Source organism: Mesorhizobium sp. M1142, assembly GCF_040318565.1.
In the GTDB taxonomy this organism is placed as follows: domain Bacteria; phylum Pseudomonadota; class Alphaproteobacteria; order Rhizobiales; family Rhizobiaceae; genus Mesorhizobium.
In genome coordinates this window covers 51335-65786 of sequence record NZ_JAMYMK010000010.1, presented here as the reverse complement: position 1 = coordinate 65786, position 14452 = coordinate 51335, and the positions used below count along the sequence as shown (strand labels likewise).

At 61.3% G+C, this 14452-nt stretch carries 16 protein-coding genes; 3 read left to right on the top strand and 13 right to left on the bottom strand.

Annotated features, from left to right (window positions below):
• Nucleotides 1-146: 146 nt before the first annotated feature.
• Both NKH42_RS17890 and NKH42_RS17885 read left to right on the top strand, forming a co-directional pair.
• A complete protein-coding gene (locus tag NKH42_RS17890; RefSeq protein ID WP_352507411.1) occupies nucleotides 147-1367 on the top strand; it encodes a bifunctional 2-C-methyl-D-erythritol 4-phosphate cytidylyltransferase/2-C-methyl-D-erythritol 2,4-cyclodiphosphate synthase in 1221 nt (406 codons plus the stop codon).
• Nucleotides 1364-1873: a CinA family protein gene (locus tag NKH42_RS17885; protein ID WP_352507412.1), complete on the top strand. Its 510-nt coding sequence runs from the start codon at nucleotides 1364-1366 to the stop codon at nucleotides 1871-1873. Before NKH42_RS17890 ends, NKH42_RS17885 begins: the two co-directional genes overlap by 4 nt.
• On the opposite strand, the gene NKH42_RS17880 is transcribed toward NKH42_RS17885, so the two are convergent.
• The 10 genes from NKH42_RS17880 to eno form a co-directional block, all read right to left on the bottom strand.
• Nucleotides 1849-2310: a type II toxin-antitoxin system RatA family toxin gene (locus NKH42_RS17880; protein WP_352689293.1), complete on the bottom strand. Its 462-nt coding sequence runs from the start codon at nucleotides 2308-2310 to the stop codon at nucleotides 1849-1851. The two genes, NKH42_RS17885 and NKH42_RS17880, sit on opposite strands and share 25 nt — an antisense overlap.
• 12 nt (nucleotides 2311-2322) lie before the next feature.
• The gene (gene lipA / locus NKH42_RS17875; RefSeq protein ID WP_352507414.1) at nucleotides 2323-3288 is read right to left on the bottom strand and encodes a lipoyl synthase; all 966 of its coding nucleotides are present in this window, start codon (nucleotides 3286-3288) and stop codon (nucleotides 2323-2325) included.
• A 137-nt stretch (nucleotides 3289-3425) separates the two neighbouring features.
• The gene (locus NKH42_RS17870; RefSeq protein ID WP_023675081.1) at nucleotides 3426-3683 is read right to left on the bottom strand and encodes a GlsB/YeaQ/YmgE family stress response membrane protein; all 258 of its coding nucleotides are present in this window, start codon (nucleotides 3681-3683) and stop codon (nucleotides 3426-3428) included.
• Between the two features lie 98 nt (nucleotides 3684-3781).
• On the bottom strand, nucleotides 3782-5227 hold the full coding sequence (lpdA, locus tag NKH42_RS17865; protein WP_352507415.1) for a dihydrolipoyl dehydrogenase: 1446 nt from the start codon (nucleotides 5225-5227) through the stop codon (nucleotides 3782-3784).
• An 11-nt stretch (nucleotides 5228-5238) separates the two neighbouring features.
• Entirely contained in the window at nucleotides 5239-5877 is a 639-nt protein-coding gene (locus tag NKH42_RS17860; RefSeq protein ID WP_352507416.1) for an SGNH/GDSL hydrolase family protein, read from the bottom strand.
• Between the two features lie 137 nt (nucleotides 5878-6014).
• A complete protein-coding gene (locus tag NKH42_RS17855; RefSeq protein ID WP_352507417.1) occupies nucleotides 6015-7391 on the bottom strand; it encodes a pyruvate dehydrogenase complex dihydrolipoamide acetyltransferase in 1377 nt (458 codons plus the stop codon).
• A 17-nt stretch (nucleotides 7392-7408) separates the two neighbouring features.
• Entirely contained in the window at nucleotides 7409-8812 is a 1404-nt protein-coding gene (locus NKH42_RS17850) for a pyruvate dehydrogenase complex E1 component subunit beta (protein WP_352507418.1), read from the bottom strand.
• Between the two features lie 15 nt (nucleotides 8813-8827).
• On the bottom strand, nucleotides 8828-9868 hold the full coding sequence (pdhA, locus tag NKH42_RS17845) for a pyruvate dehydrogenase (acetyl-transferring) E1 component subunit alpha (RefSeq protein WP_352507419.1): 1041 nt from the start codon (nucleotides 9866-9868) through the stop codon (nucleotides 8828-8830).
• 171 nt (nucleotides 9869-10039) lie between these two features.
• Entirely contained in the window at nucleotides 10040-10360 is a 321-nt protein-coding gene (locus NKH42_RS17840; protein WP_352507420.1) for an FtsB family cell division protein, read from the bottom strand.
• A 134-nt stretch (nucleotides 10361-10494) separates the two neighbouring features.
• Nucleotides 10495-11769, bottom strand: a complete 1275-nt coding sequence (eno, locus tag NKH42_RS17835; RefSeq protein WP_352507421.1) for a phosphopyruvate hydratase — start codon at nucleotides 11767-11769, stop codon at nucleotides 10495-10497.
• 213 nt (nucleotides 11770-11982) lie between these two features.
• On the opposite strand from eno, the gene NKH42_RS17830 reads away from it, so the two are divergent.
• A complete protein-coding gene (locus NKH42_RS17830) occupies nucleotides 11983-12105 on the top strand; it encodes a hypothetical protein (RefSeq protein ID WP_084642452.1) in 123 nt (40 codons plus the stop codon).
• Nucleotides 12106-12183: 78 nt separating this feature from the next.
• Here NKH42_RS17830 and NKH42_RS17825 read toward each other — a convergent pair whose 3' ends face one another.
• The 3 genes from NKH42_RS17825 to NKH42_RS17815 form a co-directional block, all read right to left on the bottom strand.
• Nucleotides 12184-12549: a PRC-barrel domain-containing protein gene (locus NKH42_RS17825; protein ID WP_023675091.1), complete on the bottom strand. Its 366-nt coding sequence runs from the start codon at nucleotides 12547-12549 to the stop codon at nucleotides 12184-12186.
• 122 nt (nucleotides 12550-12671) lie between these two features.
• Nucleotides 12672-13523, bottom strand: coding sequence for a 3-deoxy-8-phosphooctulonate synthase (kdsA, locus tag NKH42_RS17820; RefSeq protein ID WP_352507422.1), 852 nt, complete (start codon nucleotides 13521-13523; stop codon nucleotides 12672-12674).
• Nucleotides 13520-14404 carry a VOC family protein gene (locus NKH42_RS17815; protein WP_352507423.1) on the bottom strand — a complete coding sequence of 295 codons (885 nt, stop codon included), beginning with the start codon at nucleotides 14402-14404 and terminating at the stop codon, nucleotides 13520-13522. The genes kdsA and NKH42_RS17815 overlap by 4 nt, the downstream gene beginning before the upstream one ends.
• Nucleotides 14405-14452: the final 48 nt, after the last annotated feature.

Here is a 14452-nt window from a genome sequence, read left to right as displayed (position 1 = left end):
TCTCTAGCCAGAACGACGGCAATGTGCAACGCGCAATGTCGTGACATTAAGGCGCATTTGGGAAAAAAAGGATCGCCGGACCGCATCAATCCTGGGTCTTCCGAAAGCGATACCACTTTTCGGGATCATGCGCTAAGCGTCTCGGCATGAGAGATGTGAGCGAAAAGCAAGCTGCGGACGACAAGGTCGCGGTGGTCATCGTTGCCGCCGGCCGCGGCGCGCGCGCCGGACAGGCCAATGGGCCGAAGCAGTACCAGCAGATTGGCGGCGGCGCCGTTATCGCACGCACGCTCGACGCCTTTCTGACGCATCCAAAAATTGGAGCTGTCGTCGTTGCTATCCATGCCGACGACGGCGCGCTTTTTCGCCGTGCGGCCGGTGCGAACGCCGACCGTGTCGTCGCGGTCACCGGCGGTACGTCACGGCAGGAGTCCGTCCGCCTTGGACTGCTGGCGTTGAGAAGCCATGCGCCGGGCCGGGTCCTGATCCATGATGCGGCTCGGCCGTTTGTCGATGCGGAACTGATAGACCGTACGATCGCCGCCATTGAAGAGCGCCAGGGAGCGCTGCCTGCTTTGCCCGTTGCTGATACGCTGAAGCGCGAAACGGCCGAAGGCATGATCGGCGAAACAGTGTCCAGGGCCGGGCTCCATGCCGCACAGACACCGCAAGGCTTTCCGTTCTGGCCGATCCTGGCTGCGCACGAAAAGGCTCATCATCTGGGCAAGGCGGATTTCACCGACGATGCGGCAATCGCCGAATGGGCGCATATTCCGGTGAAGATCGTTCCCGGCTCGCCGGACAATGTCAAACTGACCTGGGCAAGGGATATTGCGATGGCGGATCAGCGGCTTTCCGGGGGGGCACGTTTTCCGGACATCCGAACCGGCAATGGCTATGACGTCCATGCGTTCGAGCCCGGCGACCATGTCACCCTGTGCGGCGTCGCCATTCCACACGACAGGAAGTTATCCGGCCATTCGGATGCCGATGTCGGTCTCCATGCCTTGACCGACGCCCTGCTGGCCACCTGCGGCGCCGGTGACATCGGCACGCATTTCCCGCCCTCCGACCCGCAGTGGAAAGGGGCCGCTTCACGCATCTTCGTCGAACACGCGGTGAAGCTGGTGCGCGAGGGCGGCGGGCGCATTGCCAACGCCGACATCACCCTGATCTGCGAGGCGCCGCGCGTCGGCCCACATCGCGAGGCAATGACCGAAGCGCTTTCGGCAATGCTGCGAATTTCGCGCAATCGCATCTCGATCAAGGCGACAACCAATGAGAAGCTCGGCTTCGTCGGCCGTGAGGAAGGCATAGCGGCCATCGCGACCGCCAGCGTTGTGTTTCCAGGGGATGTCCCCGAGTGAGCAATAGCGATCTCGCAGATGCCCTGCTTCAGGCCTGCCAGCAGCGCGGCATCATGCTGGCGACGGCGGAGAGCTGCACCGGCGGCATGATCATCGCCGCGCTGACCGACATCGCCGGCTCTTCCGCGGTGGTCGATCGCGGCTTCATCACCTATTCCAACCAGGCCAAGACCGAGATGCTCGGCGTCTCGGCCGCTACGCTCGAGGCGCACGGCGCAGTCTCGCGCGAGACTGCGGTGGAGATGGCGGCCGGAGCCTTGGCGCATTCGCCGGCCGGGCTCGCCCTGGCGGTGACTGGCATCGCCGGTCCGGACGGCGGCTCTGCGGAAAAACCTGTCGGCCTGGTCTGGTTCGGCGTTGCCGTGGCTGGCCGGCCGGTAGTCAGCGAATGCCAGCTGTTCGCCGACAAGGGCCGTGATTTCATCCGCCGGGAGACGGTGCGGCATGCGCTTGAACTGGGTCTACGCGCGCTCGCTGCGGATCAGGCTGCCGATGGCGCGCCGTAGGTGATTTCGGCCCGTTTCTCGAACGCCTCGGAGAACATGCGGAAGGCGCGGTCGAACATGGTTCCCATCAACGCACCCAAAATGCGGCTCTTGAACTCGTAGTCGATAAAGAAGCAGACGTTGCAACCGCCGCCGTCCGCCGGGTCGAAGCGCCAGACATTGCTCAGATATTTGAAAGGGCCGTCGATATATTTGACATCGATGGCGTTCTCGTCCGGCTTCAGCAGCACCTGCGTGGTAAAGGTCTCGCGGATCGCCTTGTAGCCGATGCTCATGTCGGCGATGAGCAAGGTGCGTCCGTCGCGTTCCTTGCGCGAACGAACCGTCAGTGCCTCGCAAAGCGGCAGGAATTGCGGATAGGATTCGATATCGGCAACCAGAGCGAACATCTGCTCCGGCGTATGCGCAACGCGGCGATGGGCTTCGAATTGTGGCATGAAACCAGTGTGTTAGGCGGACTTCCTGAGAAACGCTTCGCGCGCCGCGCGTAGTCTGGCGAAATCGTCGCCGGCATGGTGCGACGAGCGCGTCAGCGGGCTTGACGCCACCAGCAGGAAGCCCTTGGTCTTGCCGATCGTCTCGAAGGACTTGAATTCCTCCGGCGTGACGAAGCGGATCACCGGATGGTGCTTCTTCGACGGCTGCAGATATTGGCCGATGGTCATGAAGTCGACATTGGCCGAACGCAAATCGTCCATCAGCTGCAGGATTTCGTTCCGCTCCTCGCCAAGGCCGACCATGATGCCGGACTTGGTGAAGATCGAGGGGTCGAGTTCCTTGACCCGCTGCAAGAGCCTGATCGAGTGGAAATAGCGCGCACCCGGCCGAACAGTCAGATAGTTAGACGGCACGGTCTCGAGATTATGGTTGAAAACGTCCGGCTTGGCCGCCACGACGATCTCCAGTGCACCGTCCTTGCGCAGGAAATCGGGCGTCAGGATTTCGATCGTCGTCGATGGGGTCGCTGCCCTGATCGCACGGATGACATCGGCAAAATGCTGGGCCCCGCCATCGGCGAGATCGTCGCGATCGACGGAGGTGATGACGACATGGCTCAACCCCATCTGCTTGACCGCATGCGCGACACGCGCCGGCTCGTCGGGATCGAGTGCGGTCGGGATGCCGGTGGCGACATTGCAAAAGGCGCAGGCCCGCGTGCAGATCTCGCCCATGACCATGAAGGTGGCGTGCTTCTTCTCCCAGCACTCGCCGATATTGGGGCAGCCCGCCTCTTCGCAAACCGTCACCAGTTTGTGAGATTTCACGATTTCGCGCGTCTCGGCATAGCCTTTCGACATCGGCGCCTTGACGCGGATCCAGTCAGGCTTGCGCAGTACGTCCTGATCCGGCTTGTGCGCCTTTTCGGGATGCCGCAGGCGCGGCGCATTGGCAATCGTGTCGAGGACGGTGACCATGTGAAACCCGGCTCATTGGCAAGCGCTTGTCCAGCGCTCGCTCTACCCACGTCATCTAGGACTTTTCGGCGAAAAGAAAAAGGCCGCGATCACGCATGCCGCGGTGGCCTTTTTCGCATAGCAAGTGCCGACAGAGGTTAGCGGCGCACCAGTCGTCCGACCGCAATCAGAATGCAGGCACCGATGAAGCCGGTGATCAGATAGGCTATCCAGCCGACGCCGAAGATGCCGATGTTCAGGGCCTGCAAGATGGCGTTCAACACGATTGCGCCGACAATGCCGAGAACGATGTTCATGAGGATGCCGGTATTGCTCTTCATGACCATCTCGGCGAGCCATCCCGCCAGGCCGCCGATGATGATGGCTGCAACCCAGCCCACGCCGTTCATTTCCATATGCCCTCTCCTTGTATGATGGATGATGCCTGCGAAACGAATTGCTCTGCCGTCGAGTTCCTTTGTGTCTTCCGTGTGAGACTCGCCCAACTAATTTATCATGCATTCAGTGCGCGGCCATAGGCGTCGAGTACACTCTCCTTCATCATCTCCGACAGCGTCGGGTGCGGGAAGATCGTGTGCATCAGCTCTTCCTCGGTGGTCTCCAGATTCATCGCCACGACGAAGCCCTGGATCAGTTCGGTTACTTCTGCGCCGACCATGTGGGCACCCAGCAACTGGCCGGTCTTCTTGTCGAAAATGGTCTTGACGAAGCCTTGGTCCTCGCCGAGCGCAATCGCCTTGCCGTTTGCCGCGAACTGAAAGCGGCCGACGCGGATGTCCTTTCCGTCGGCTTTCGCTTTGGCTTCCGTCAGTCCGACCGAGGCGACTTGCGGATTGCAATAGGTGCAGCCCGGGATCTTCAGCTTGTCGATGGCATGCACGCCGGGGAAATTGGCGATCTTTTCCACACAGACCACGCCCTCATGCTCGGCCTTGTGGGCGAGCATCGGCGGTCCGGCAACGTCGCCGATGGCGTAGACGCCCGGCACATTGGTCTTGCCGTAGCCGTCGACGACGACGCAACCGCGGTCCGTCTTCACGCCGAGCGTCTCGAGGCCGAGGTTCTCGATATTGCCTTGTACGCCGACGGCCGAGATCATGCGATCGGCGGTGATCTTCTCGACCTTGCCGTCCTTCATCTCGACATGCGCGGTGACCGAGTTAGTGCCCTTCTCGACCTTGGTCACCTTGGCTTCTAGGATGATCTTCATGCCCTGCTTCTCGAACTGCTTCTGCGCGAATTTCGAGACCTCGGCGTCCTCGACCGGCATCACAGCCGGCAGCAGTTCGACCACCGTCACCTCGGCGCCCATGGTGCGGTAGAATGAGGCGAACTCGATGCCGATGGCGCCCGAGCCCATCACCAGCAGCGATTTCGGCATCTCTTTCGGCACCATCGCCTCGAAATAGGTCCAGATCAACTTGCCGTCAGGCTCGATGCCGGGCAGGGCGCGCGGCCTGGCGCCGGTCGCCAGGATGATGTGCTTGGCGCTATAGGTGCCCTCGCCCTTGACGCCCTTGGGCGCCGGCGGCTGCGGCTCCATCGGCTTCTTCGACGATTTCGACACGACGATCTCGCCAGGTTTGGTCAGCTTGGCTTCGCCCCAGATGACGTCGACCTTGTTCTTCTTCATCAGGAAGCCGACGCCGCCGTTGAGCCGCAGCGAGACCTTTCGCGAGCGATCGACGACGGCGGCTGTGTCGACGCCGACCTTGCCATCGATCTTCAGGCCGTAGTCCTTCAGATGATCCGAATAGTGCATGATCTCGGCGGAGCGCAGCAGCGCTTTGGTCGGAATGCAGCCCCAGTTGAGGCAGATGCCGCCCAAGTGCTCGCGCTCGACGATCGCCGTCTTGAAGCCAAGCTGGGCCGAACGCACTGCAGTGACATAGCCGCCGGGGCCGGAGCCGATGATGATGACGTCGTAGTTCTCAGCCACGGCTTTCTCCTTCACAATTCCAACATGAGGCGCACGAGCGGCGCCAGCGCTTGCCCGACGTTCCGCGTGTTTTCGGCATCGAGATGGACGCCGTCGAGCGGCGTGGTTTTGGCCACCGTGCCGGCATCGAAGAAGCCACAGCCGGCCTCGTCGGCAAGGGCGGAATATTGCGGCGCCAGCCGCTTTGACGCGTCATCGCCGCCAGCGAACATTTCCTTGAACTCGGCGTTTTCCGTGCGGCTGACTACGGGCGGCGCGACGATCAGGATCTGCGGCGCCGGCCAATTGAACGGGTAATCGTGACCGCGCACGATATCGATCAGGCGTTGCATGCCTTGCTTTGCCGCGACAGGATTGCCGTGAATCCACGGCTTCATATCGTTGGCGCCGAGCATGACGACGATCAGATCGATCGGTGCGTGCGTCGTCAGGATTGTTGGCAACAGCCTTGCGCCATTGCGGTCCGCCCCGGCCAAGTGATCGTCGAAGGCGGTGGTTCGGCCATTCAGGCCTTCGGCAACGACCTCGACGCCGCTGCCCAATGCCGCCTGCAGCACGCTCGGCCAGCGATCTTCCAGCGGGTGCCGGCCGAGGCTTGCCGCGTCATAGCCCCAGGTCAGCGAATCGCCATAGCAGAGGACCGTTTTCATGCGTTTTCCCCCCTCCAACAAAGACCTATCCGCAATCGCTACCGCCCGAACAGCCAATGTACGATAATCGTTTACGAGCCGGATTGGATGGAGGCGAAAAGGCTGGTGTAGAATTTCCGCACCGCCCTGTTCCCTGCTTAGACCAGCATGCCCATCGGATTTTCGATCATGCGCTTGAAGGCGACGAGCAGCTCGGCGCCGAGCGCACCGTCGACTGCGCGGTGATCGGTCGACAGCGTCACCGACATGATTGTTGCGATCTTGATCTCGCCGTTCTTCACCACCGCGCGTTGCTCGCCGGCGCCGACCGCCAGGATCGTCGCATGCGGCGGGTTGATGACGGCAGAAAAATCCTTGACGCCGAACATGCCGAGATTGGACACCGCCGTGGTACCGCCCTGATATTCTTCCGGCTTCAGCTTGCGGCTGCGGGCGCGGCCGGCAAGATCCTTCATCTCGTTGGAGATGACGGACATCGTCTTTTCGTCGGCACGCCGGATGATGGGGGTGATGAGGCCGCCGGGGATCGACACGGCAACGCCGACATCGGCGTGCTTGTGCTTGATCATGGCGTTTTCTGTCCACGACGCATTGGCGTCCGGAACCGCCATCAGCGCCATGGCCAGAGCCTTGATGACCATGTCGTTGACCGACAGCTTGTAGGCCGGCGTTTCGCCCTTCTCGGTCTTCTTCACCGGGGCGGCCGCATTGATCTGTGTGCGCAGGGCCAGAAGTGCATCGAGTTCGCAGTCGAGCGTCAGATAGAAATGCGGAATGGTGGTCTTGGCCTCGACCAGCCGCCGCGCAATGGTCTTGCGCATATTGTCGTGCGGGATCAGCTCGTAGGAGCCTTCGGCAAACAGTTTGAGCACCTGCTCGTCCGGCATCGCCTTGGGTGCTGCGGTCGCAGGTGCCGCAGCGCCGGCGGGCGCCGCTTTTGCTGCTGGTGCCGCCTTGGCGCCGCCACTGGAAATCGCGGCATCGACGTCGGCCTTTACCACGCGGCCGTGAGGGCCGGAGCCGGTCAGCGCCGCGACATCTATACCAGCTTCGCTGGCAATGCGCCGGGCCAGCGGCGAGGCGAAGATGCGCTCACCGTTTGCATGGCCGTTGGCGGCCGGCGCCGCTTCCGCCTTAGCTGCAGGTGCGGCAGGCTCCTGCTTCGGCGCTTCGGGCTTTGGTGTTTCAGCTTTGGAGGCGTCCGCTTTCGGAGCCTCAGCCTTTGCCGGCGCAGCGCCGTCACCGCTTTTCGCGGCGGCCGCCGCATCCTCCCCCTCAGCCGCCAGCACCGCGATCAGCGCATTGACCTTGACGCCTTCAGTGCCCGCCGGAACCACCAGCTTGGCGACCGTGCCTTCGTCGACGGCTTCGACTTCCATCGTTGCCTTGTCGGTCTCGATCTCGGCAATCACGTCTCCCGGCGAGACCTTGTCGCCTTCCTTGACCAGCCACTTGGAAAGGTTGCCCTCTTCCATTGTGGGCGACAGCGCCGGCATGGTGATGTTGATAGGCATTTTGTCCTCCGCCCTGCTCAGCGATATGTGACGGCTTTGACCGCCTCGACGACCTCGCCGACATTGGGCAACGCCAGCTTTTCGAGGTTCGCTGCATAGGGCATCGGCACGTCCTTGCCGGCAATGGTGATGACCGGTGCGTCGAGGAAATCGAAGGCACGCTGCGAGACCTGATTGGCGATATGGTCGCCGACCGAGTTCTGCGGAAAGCCTTCCTCGACCACCACCAGGCGATTGGTCTTTTTGACCGAGGCGATGATCGTGTCGAAGTCGAGCGGGCGGATGGTGCGCAAGTCGATTATCTCGGCATCGATGCCCATGCCACGCAACTCCGCCTCGGCCTTAATCGCGTAGGTCATGCCGATGCCGAACGAGACGATGGTCACGTCCTTGCCGGATTTGTGAATGCGCGCCTTGCCGATCGGCAGCACGAAATCGTCCATCTTCGGCACGTCGAAGGAGTGGCCGTAAAGGATTTCGTTCTCGAGGAAGATGACCGGGTTCGGGTCGCGGATCGCCGCCTTGAGCAGACCCTTGGCGTCGGCGGCGGTATAAGGCATCACCACCTTCAAGCCGGGAATATGGCTGTACCAGGCGGCATAGCACTGCGAATGCTGCGCGGCGACGCGGGCAGCAGCGCCGTTCGGGCCGCGAAAGACGATCGGGGCGCCCATCTGGCCGCCGGACATATAGAGCGTCTTGGCGGCTGAATTGATGATCTGGTCGATCGCCTGCATGGCGAAGTTGAAGGTCATGAATTCGACGATCGGCTTCAGGCCGGCCATCGCCGCGCCAACACCAACGCCGGCAAAGCCGTGCTCGGTGATCGGCGTGTCGACCACGCGTCTCGGACCGAATTCCTGCAACAGGCCTTGCGTGATCTTGTAGGCGCCCTGGTACTCGGCGACTTCCTCGCCCATGACGAAGACGTCGCCGTCGCGGCGCATTTCCTCCGCCATTGCATCGCGCAAGGCTTCACGCACTGTGGTCGAGACCATTTCGGTGCCGGCCGGGATGTCGGGATCGGCGGCAATTTCCAGCTTGGGCGAGGCGGCAACAGGTGCTGCCGCTTCGTTCTTGGCCGGAGCAGCCGCGGGGGGCGGAGCAGCCGCGGGCGCTTCCGCTTGCGACTCAACAGCCTCCTCGCCGATACCTTCGCCTGCCTCGTCGATGTCTTCGCCATCGACGGCCAGCACGGCGATCAGCGTGTTGACTTTGACACCCTCGGTGCCGGCAGGAACCACGATCTTGGCAAGCGTGCCGTCGTCCACGGCTTCGACTTCCATCGTTGCCTTGTCGGTCTCAATCTCGGCAATGGCGTCACCCGCCGCGACCTTGTCGCCCTCTTTCTTCAACCATTTGGAAACATTACCCTCTTCCATGGTCGGCGAGAGGGCGGGCATGAGAATTTCGATCGGCATGTCCTTGCCCTCTCGTTAAAGTACGATGTCGGTCCAGAGCTCGGACGGATCCGGCTCCGCGTCGTTCTGGGCAAATTCCGCGGCGTCGGCGACGACGTCGCGGACTTCCTTGTCGATGGCCTTGAGTTCGTCCTCGCTTGCCCATTTCTTGTCGAGCAGCCGCGCCTTGACCTGCTCGATCGGGTCACGTTCGGAGCGCATTTTCTGCACTTCTTCCTTGGAGCGGTATTTTGCCGGATCCGACATCGAATGGCCGCGGTAACGATAGGTCTGCATTTCGAGAATGAGCGGCCCGTTGCCGGCGCGGCACCATTCGGCGGCGAGGTCGCCGGCGGCCTTAACGGCGCGCACATCCATGCCGTCGACCTGGATGCCTGGAATCTTGAAGGAGGCGCCGCGGTGCGAGAAATCCGTCTCGGCCGAAGAGCGCGAGACCGAGGTGCCCATGGCGTAGCGGTTGTTCTCGATGATGTAGATCACCGGAAGCTTCCACAGCGAGGCCATGTTGAAGCTTTCGTAGACCTGGCCCTGGTTCGCGGCGCCATCGCCGAAATAGGTCAGCGTCACATTGTTGTTGCCGCGATAGCGGTTGGCGAAGGCAATGCCGGTGCCGAGCGACACTTGCGCGCCGACGATGCCGTGGCCGCCGTAAAAATGCTTCTCCTTGGAGAACATGTGCATGGAGCCGCCCTTGCCTCTCGACAGGCCGCTACGGCGCCCGGTCAGTTCGGCCATGACGCCGCGCGGTGACAACTCCATGGCCAGCATATGACCATGGTCGCGATAGGCGGTGATCATCTGGTCGCCATCGATCAGCGCCATCTTCATGCCGGTAACGACCGCTTCCTGGCCGATGTAGAGGTGGCAGAAACCGCCGATGAAGCCCATGCCGTAAAGCTGGCCGGCCTTTTCCTCGAAGCGGCGGATGAGCAGCATGTGCCGGTAGGCGGCAAGCTCCTGGTCTTTGGTGAATTCAACAGGCTTCGGGGTGGAAAGGCCCGGCGTTTTACCGTCTGATTTGGATTTGGCAGGCGCTTTTCTGGTGGCGGTGGCCATGCATCACTCCCTGTTGGCGTCTCTTGGCGGACAGCGAGGGAGATCAGTTCTCCCACCGATTTGAGGCAGGCTAACATGCAGGGAAGGCTTTCGCCATGCCGAAAACGCATGGCTGTCATGCATCTAAGCAATTAAAATCATTGCAAATATCGCCGATTAACTGAAATCGGATTATCTTGCGACCGGCAACATGATGGTGATCTCGTCGGCGTGAGACAGATTAAGCGCCTTGCGCGCTTGCTCGTCCAGCATGTCCTTCTCCAGCGTGCCCTCATGCATCAGCTGAACGCGGCGCTCGAGATCGATCCGACGTGCCTTGACGGTATCGAGCCTGCCCTGCAATTCGGCAGTCTCAGCTTCGAGCTGATACTTGGAATAGATGCCGAACTCGCCATGATAGGCATGGAAACCGAAATAAGTCAGGAACACCACGCAGAGCGAGGGGATGATCAGCCGGCCGGTGTTTCTTTGCTTGTGCTGGCGTGTCCACATGGTCCGAATCCTCTACGCCGCCTTTGTCGCCCGATTGTGCTTAATGGACGGTTACAGCCTGTTGGATTCAGAGCCAGGAAGCAAAAAAGGGCGGGAATGTCCCCGCCCTCGCCGCCACGGATTTTCTCTCGAAATCAGCTTTTCACGATCGACTTGCCGGCATATTGCGCCTGCTTGCCGAGCTCCTCCTCAATGCGGATGAGCTGGTTGTACTTGGCCATGCGATCCGAGCGCGACAGCGAGCCCGTCTTGATCTGCCCGCAATTGGTGGCAACGGCGAGGTCGGCGATGGTCGAATCCTCGGTCTCGCCCGAGCGGTGCGACATCACCGCGGTATAGCCGGCCTTGTGCGCGGTCTCGACGGCGTCGAGCGTTTCGGTAAGCGAGCCGATCTGGTTGACCTTGACCAGGATCGAATTGGCGACACCCATGCGGATGCCGTCGCGCAGCCGCGCCGTGTTGGTGACGAACAGATCGTCGCCAACCAGCTGCGTTTGCTTGCCGATGAGATCGGTCAGTATTTTCCAACCGTCCCAGTCATCCTCCGCCAGGCCGTCCTCAATGGTGATGATCGGGTAGTCGGCAGCAAGTTTGGCCAGATATCTGGCCTGTGCCTTCGGGTCGCGGGTTTTCCTCTCGCCTTCATAGACGTAGTTGCCATCCTTGAAGAATTCGGTCGCCGCGCAGTCGAGACCTAGCGCAACCTCCTCGCCAGGCTTGAAGCCAGCCTGCTCGATCGATTCCATGATAAAGTCGAGCGCGGCCGGCGCACTCTTCAGGTTGGGAGCAAAGCCGCCCTCGTCGCCGACGTTGGTGTTATGGCCGGCGTCCTTCAGCTTCTTTCGCAGCGTATGAAAGATCTCCGAGCCCCAGCGCACGCCGTCGCGCAGCGTCGGCGCGCCGATCGGCAGGATCATGAATTCCTGGAAATCGATCGGGTTGTCGGCATGCGCGCCGCCATTGATGATATTCATCATAGGCACCGGCAGCACATGGGCCTTGGTACCGCCGACATAACGGTAGAGCGGCAGGTCGGCCGCTTCGGCCGCGGCCTTGGCCACCGCCAGCGACACGCCGAGGATGGCATTGGCGCCGAGCCGGCTCTTGTTGGCCGTACCATCGAGCTCGATCATGGTCTGGTCGATATGGATCTGATTCTCTGCCTCCATGCCGCCGATCGCCTCGAACAGCTCGCCGTTCACCGCCTCGACCGCCGTGAGCACGCCCTTGCCGAGATAGCGGGGGCCGCCATCGCGCAGTTCGACCGCCTCATGCGCGCCGGTAGAGGCACCGGACGGCACCGCGGCGCGACCCATCGAGCCATCTTCGAGCACGACGTCGACCTCGACGGTCGGATTTCCGCGGCTGTCCAGGATTTCACGCCCGACAATGTCGATGATGGCCGTCATTGCGATGTCCCCGATTGATCGATTGAAGCGTCGCGCACCTCTTAGCCAAAGCGCCGCAAAACGCAATCGGGGCAGTTGCAAATATTGCCCCGCGCCCATTGCCGCTCTTGGGACTCACGAAGCACAAAACACTGTCATCATTTGTCATAGGCCGCATGCCGGTTTCTGGTTTATGGCTGTTGTCGCGCGGGGCGAAACAGGAGGAGTTTCGCCATGTCCCAGTTGAGCGGTATTGTGAGTTTGTTCCTGATCGCGGCTGCGTTCCTGACGTCGTGCGACAATCAGCAACCCCCGCAGGGATCGTCGCCTTTGCCGGCCCTGCAGATTGCGCAGTAGCAACCCGCCACATCGAAAGGCCCCCGATTTCCCGGGGGCCTTTTTTGATTCCAGGAGACTTAGTCAGTGCCAGTAAGGTCAATGCCAGTAAGGCTCGACCTTGTAGTAGTTGTATGAGGCGTCACGTGCGGCCTCGCCGTCGGCGCCGGTCAGCTCGTTGATCGAGTAAGAAGGAGCGGCCATCAGCTGGTCTTTGGTGAACGGCACGACATAGCCACCCTTGTTCTCGTCATAATCAAGGCTCGCCCACGGAATGGCGTGGTATTTCTCGCCAATGCCGAGAAATCCGCCAAAACCGATGACGGCAAACATGATTCCGTTCGACAATTTGTCGAGCATGACGTCCTCGATGTCGCCGATATGAGTGCCTTCCGTGTTGTAGACCGATGTGCCGATAACCCGCGAAGCGGCGATGGCTTCGGTGTGTCCCGTCTGGGTCGTCATGGTATTCTCCTCGTCGTCGTTGACATTAGATTTTGACAATGAGGGCCGCGGGCTAAGGTTCCAGGCGGGTTCGAAATTCTTCAAAGTTTTCCTGACGACGCTGCTGTGGCGCAACTGCTGGTTCAACCCACGCTCTTGGCGATGCGATCGAAGGCCATCAGTCGTTCAAGCAATGCGGGAAGATCCTTTAGCGGCACCATGTTGTGACCGTCGGAAGGCGCGTTGTCGGGGTCCTGGTGCGTCTCGATGAAGACGCCGGCGACGCCAACCGCGACGGCCGCGCGCGCCAGCGTCTCGACAAAGCGCCGGTCGCCTCCAGACGAACCGCCCTGCCCACCCGGCTGCTGCACGGAATGGGTGGCATCGAAAATCACCGGCGCACCGATCTCGGCCATGATCGGCAGCGCCCGCATGTCGGACACCAAGGTGTTGTAACCGAAGGATGCGCCGCGCTCGGTCACCAAGACATTGGCGTTGCCGGAGCCGATGATCTTGGCGACGACGTTTTTCATGTCCCACGGCGCGAGGAATTGGCCCTTCTTCACATTGACCACCTTGCCGGTTCTTGCCGCAGCAATCAGCAAATCGGTCTGGCGGCTGAGGAAGGCAGGAATCTGCAGGATATCGGCATGCGGAGCGACGATCGCGCATTGTTCCTCAGTGTGGACGTCAGTCAGGATCGGCAGCACAAAATTCTTGCGCAAGTCGTCGAAGATAGGCATTGCCGCTTCAAGCCCCGCGCCGCGCGTGCCGCCAAGCGAGGTGCGATTGGCCTTGTCGTAGCTGGTCTTGTAGACGAGCCCAATGCCGAGCCTTTCAGTCAATTCCTTTAGCGCACCGGCCATGTCGAAAGCGTGCTGCCGCGATTCCAGCTGACATGGACCGGCGATCAGCGATAAGGGCGCGCTGTTGCCGAAAATGACTTTGCCGACCGCAACGGAAGAGTTCGGCATCAGTGGATTGAGCTTGTTCATGCGATCTCCCGGAAAATGAAGGCGGCGCCCTGCCCTGGCGCCGGCGGCACGATGATATCACCGCCGCGCGTGTGGTGTTCGACGGAATTGGCTGCAAGCAGCTTGGCGACGGCGTCGGCGTGCCTAATCGAAAAGACGATCCCAGCAAAGCGGAGTTCAGATGGCGCGCCGGCAGGAATGCCGAAGCGTGCCGAATAGGCTGCAGGATCCAGAATGGTTACAACGGCATTCGGCAGCTCATAGACAGTGCCGCCCTGCGCCTCGATTCCGGCTGCGATCGAAATCAAGCGGCCTTGTTCGAAAGGTTCGCCAGTGACTGCTACGACTTCGACAATGCCGGTTGCGCCATTAGCGTGGACCTGCAACGCAGTGCGGTCGATGTTCGGCGCATTGATCCGCTCGCAGGCGAAGAGAAAAGCGTCCGTTGCCTTGCCTGTAGCCGCGAAGGCCAGTTTGAACGATGCGGTTTCGCTCGTTCCCGTCGCATCGGTGAAGGCGCGCGAAAAGCTTAGCGCGTCTCCCGCCGACAGACCGGCTTCCATGTAGCGCGCGTAGTCCGCGGCGGCGCTTTCGGTGCCCAGCGCCACGGCAGAAAATCCTTCATCGCCGTTTTCTTCGCGATAGGTGCGATCACGCGCGACAAAGACATTGCGGTTCGCGATCGCCTTTGCCACGGCCTGTCTGTCGGCGACCACGAGCGGCTCGAGATAGGTGCCGTCGGTGAGGAAGACACAGCAGTTTTCCGTTCCGAAAGGGTGGATACCTGTCGGGGCAACGGTAAAGCCAAGCAGGGTCAAGCGCGCCCGCGCAATATCGAGGCTCGCGGTCGGCAGCACCAAGTGATCGAGCGGATGAGGCCTTGCGGAGGTGTTCTCGGTCATGTCCGCGCGATGTGCCTCATTCCTGAAAATGGTTCAAGGGCTTGGCCG

Excerpts from the sequence above, each read along its gene's own strand:
- NKH42_RS17890 (WP_352507411.1), top strand. The coding sequence starts at position 147 with ATGAGAGATGTGAGCGAAAAGCAAGCTGCGGACGACAAGGTCGCGGTG.
- NKH42_RS17880 (WP_352689293.1), bottom strand. The coding sequence starts at position 2,310 with ATGCCACAATTCGAAGCCCATCGCCGCGTTGCGCATACGCCGGAGCAG.
- lipA (WP_352507414.1), bottom strand. The coding sequence starts at position 3,288 with ATGGTCACCGTCCTCGACACGATTGCCAATGCGCCGCGCCTGCGGCAT.
- NKH42_RS17870 (WP_023675081.1), bottom strand. The coding sequence starts at position 3,683 with ATGGAAATGAACGGCGTGGGCTGGGTTGCAGCCATCATCATCGGCGGC.
- NKH42_RS17860 (WP_352507416.1), bottom strand. The coding sequence starts at position 5,877 with ATGAAAACGGTCCTCTGCTATGGCGATTCGCTGACCTGGGGCTATGAC.
- NKH42_RS17855 (WP_352507417.1), bottom strand. The coding sequence starts at position 7,391 with ATGCCTATCAACATCACCATGCCGGCGCTGTCGCCCACAATGGAAGAG.
- NKH42_RS17850 (WP_352507418.1), bottom strand. The coding sequence starts at position 8,812 with ATGCCGATCGAAATTCTCATGCCCGCCCTCTCGCCGACCATGGAAGAG.
- pdhA (WP_352507419.1), bottom strand. The coding sequence starts at position 9,868 with ATGGCCACCGCCACCAGAAAAGCGCCTGCCAAATCCAAATCAGACGGT.
- NKH42_RS17840 (WP_352507420.1), bottom strand. The coding sequence starts at position 10,360 with ATGTGGACACGCCAGCACAAGCAAAGAAACACCGGCCGGCTGATCATC.
- eno (WP_352507421.1), bottom strand. The coding sequence starts at position 11,769 with ATGACGGCCATCATCGACATTGTCGGGCGTGAAATCCTGGACAGCCGC.
- NKH42_RS17830 (WP_084642452.1), top strand. The coding sequence starts at position 11,983 with ATGTCCCAGTTGAGCGGTATTGTGAGTTTGTTCCTGATCGCGGCTGCG.
- NKH42_RS17825 (WP_023675091.1), bottom strand. The coding sequence starts at position 12,549 with ATGACGACCCAGACGGGACACACCGAAGCCATCGCCGCTTCGCGGGTT.
- kdsA (WP_352507422.1), bottom strand. The coding sequence starts at position 13,523 with ATGAACAAGCTCAATCCACTGATGCCGAACTCTTCCGTTGCGGTCGGC.
- NKH42_RS17815 (WP_352507423.1), bottom strand. The coding sequence starts at position 14,404 with ATGACCGAGAACACCTCCGCAAGGCCTCATCCGCTCGATCACTTGGTG.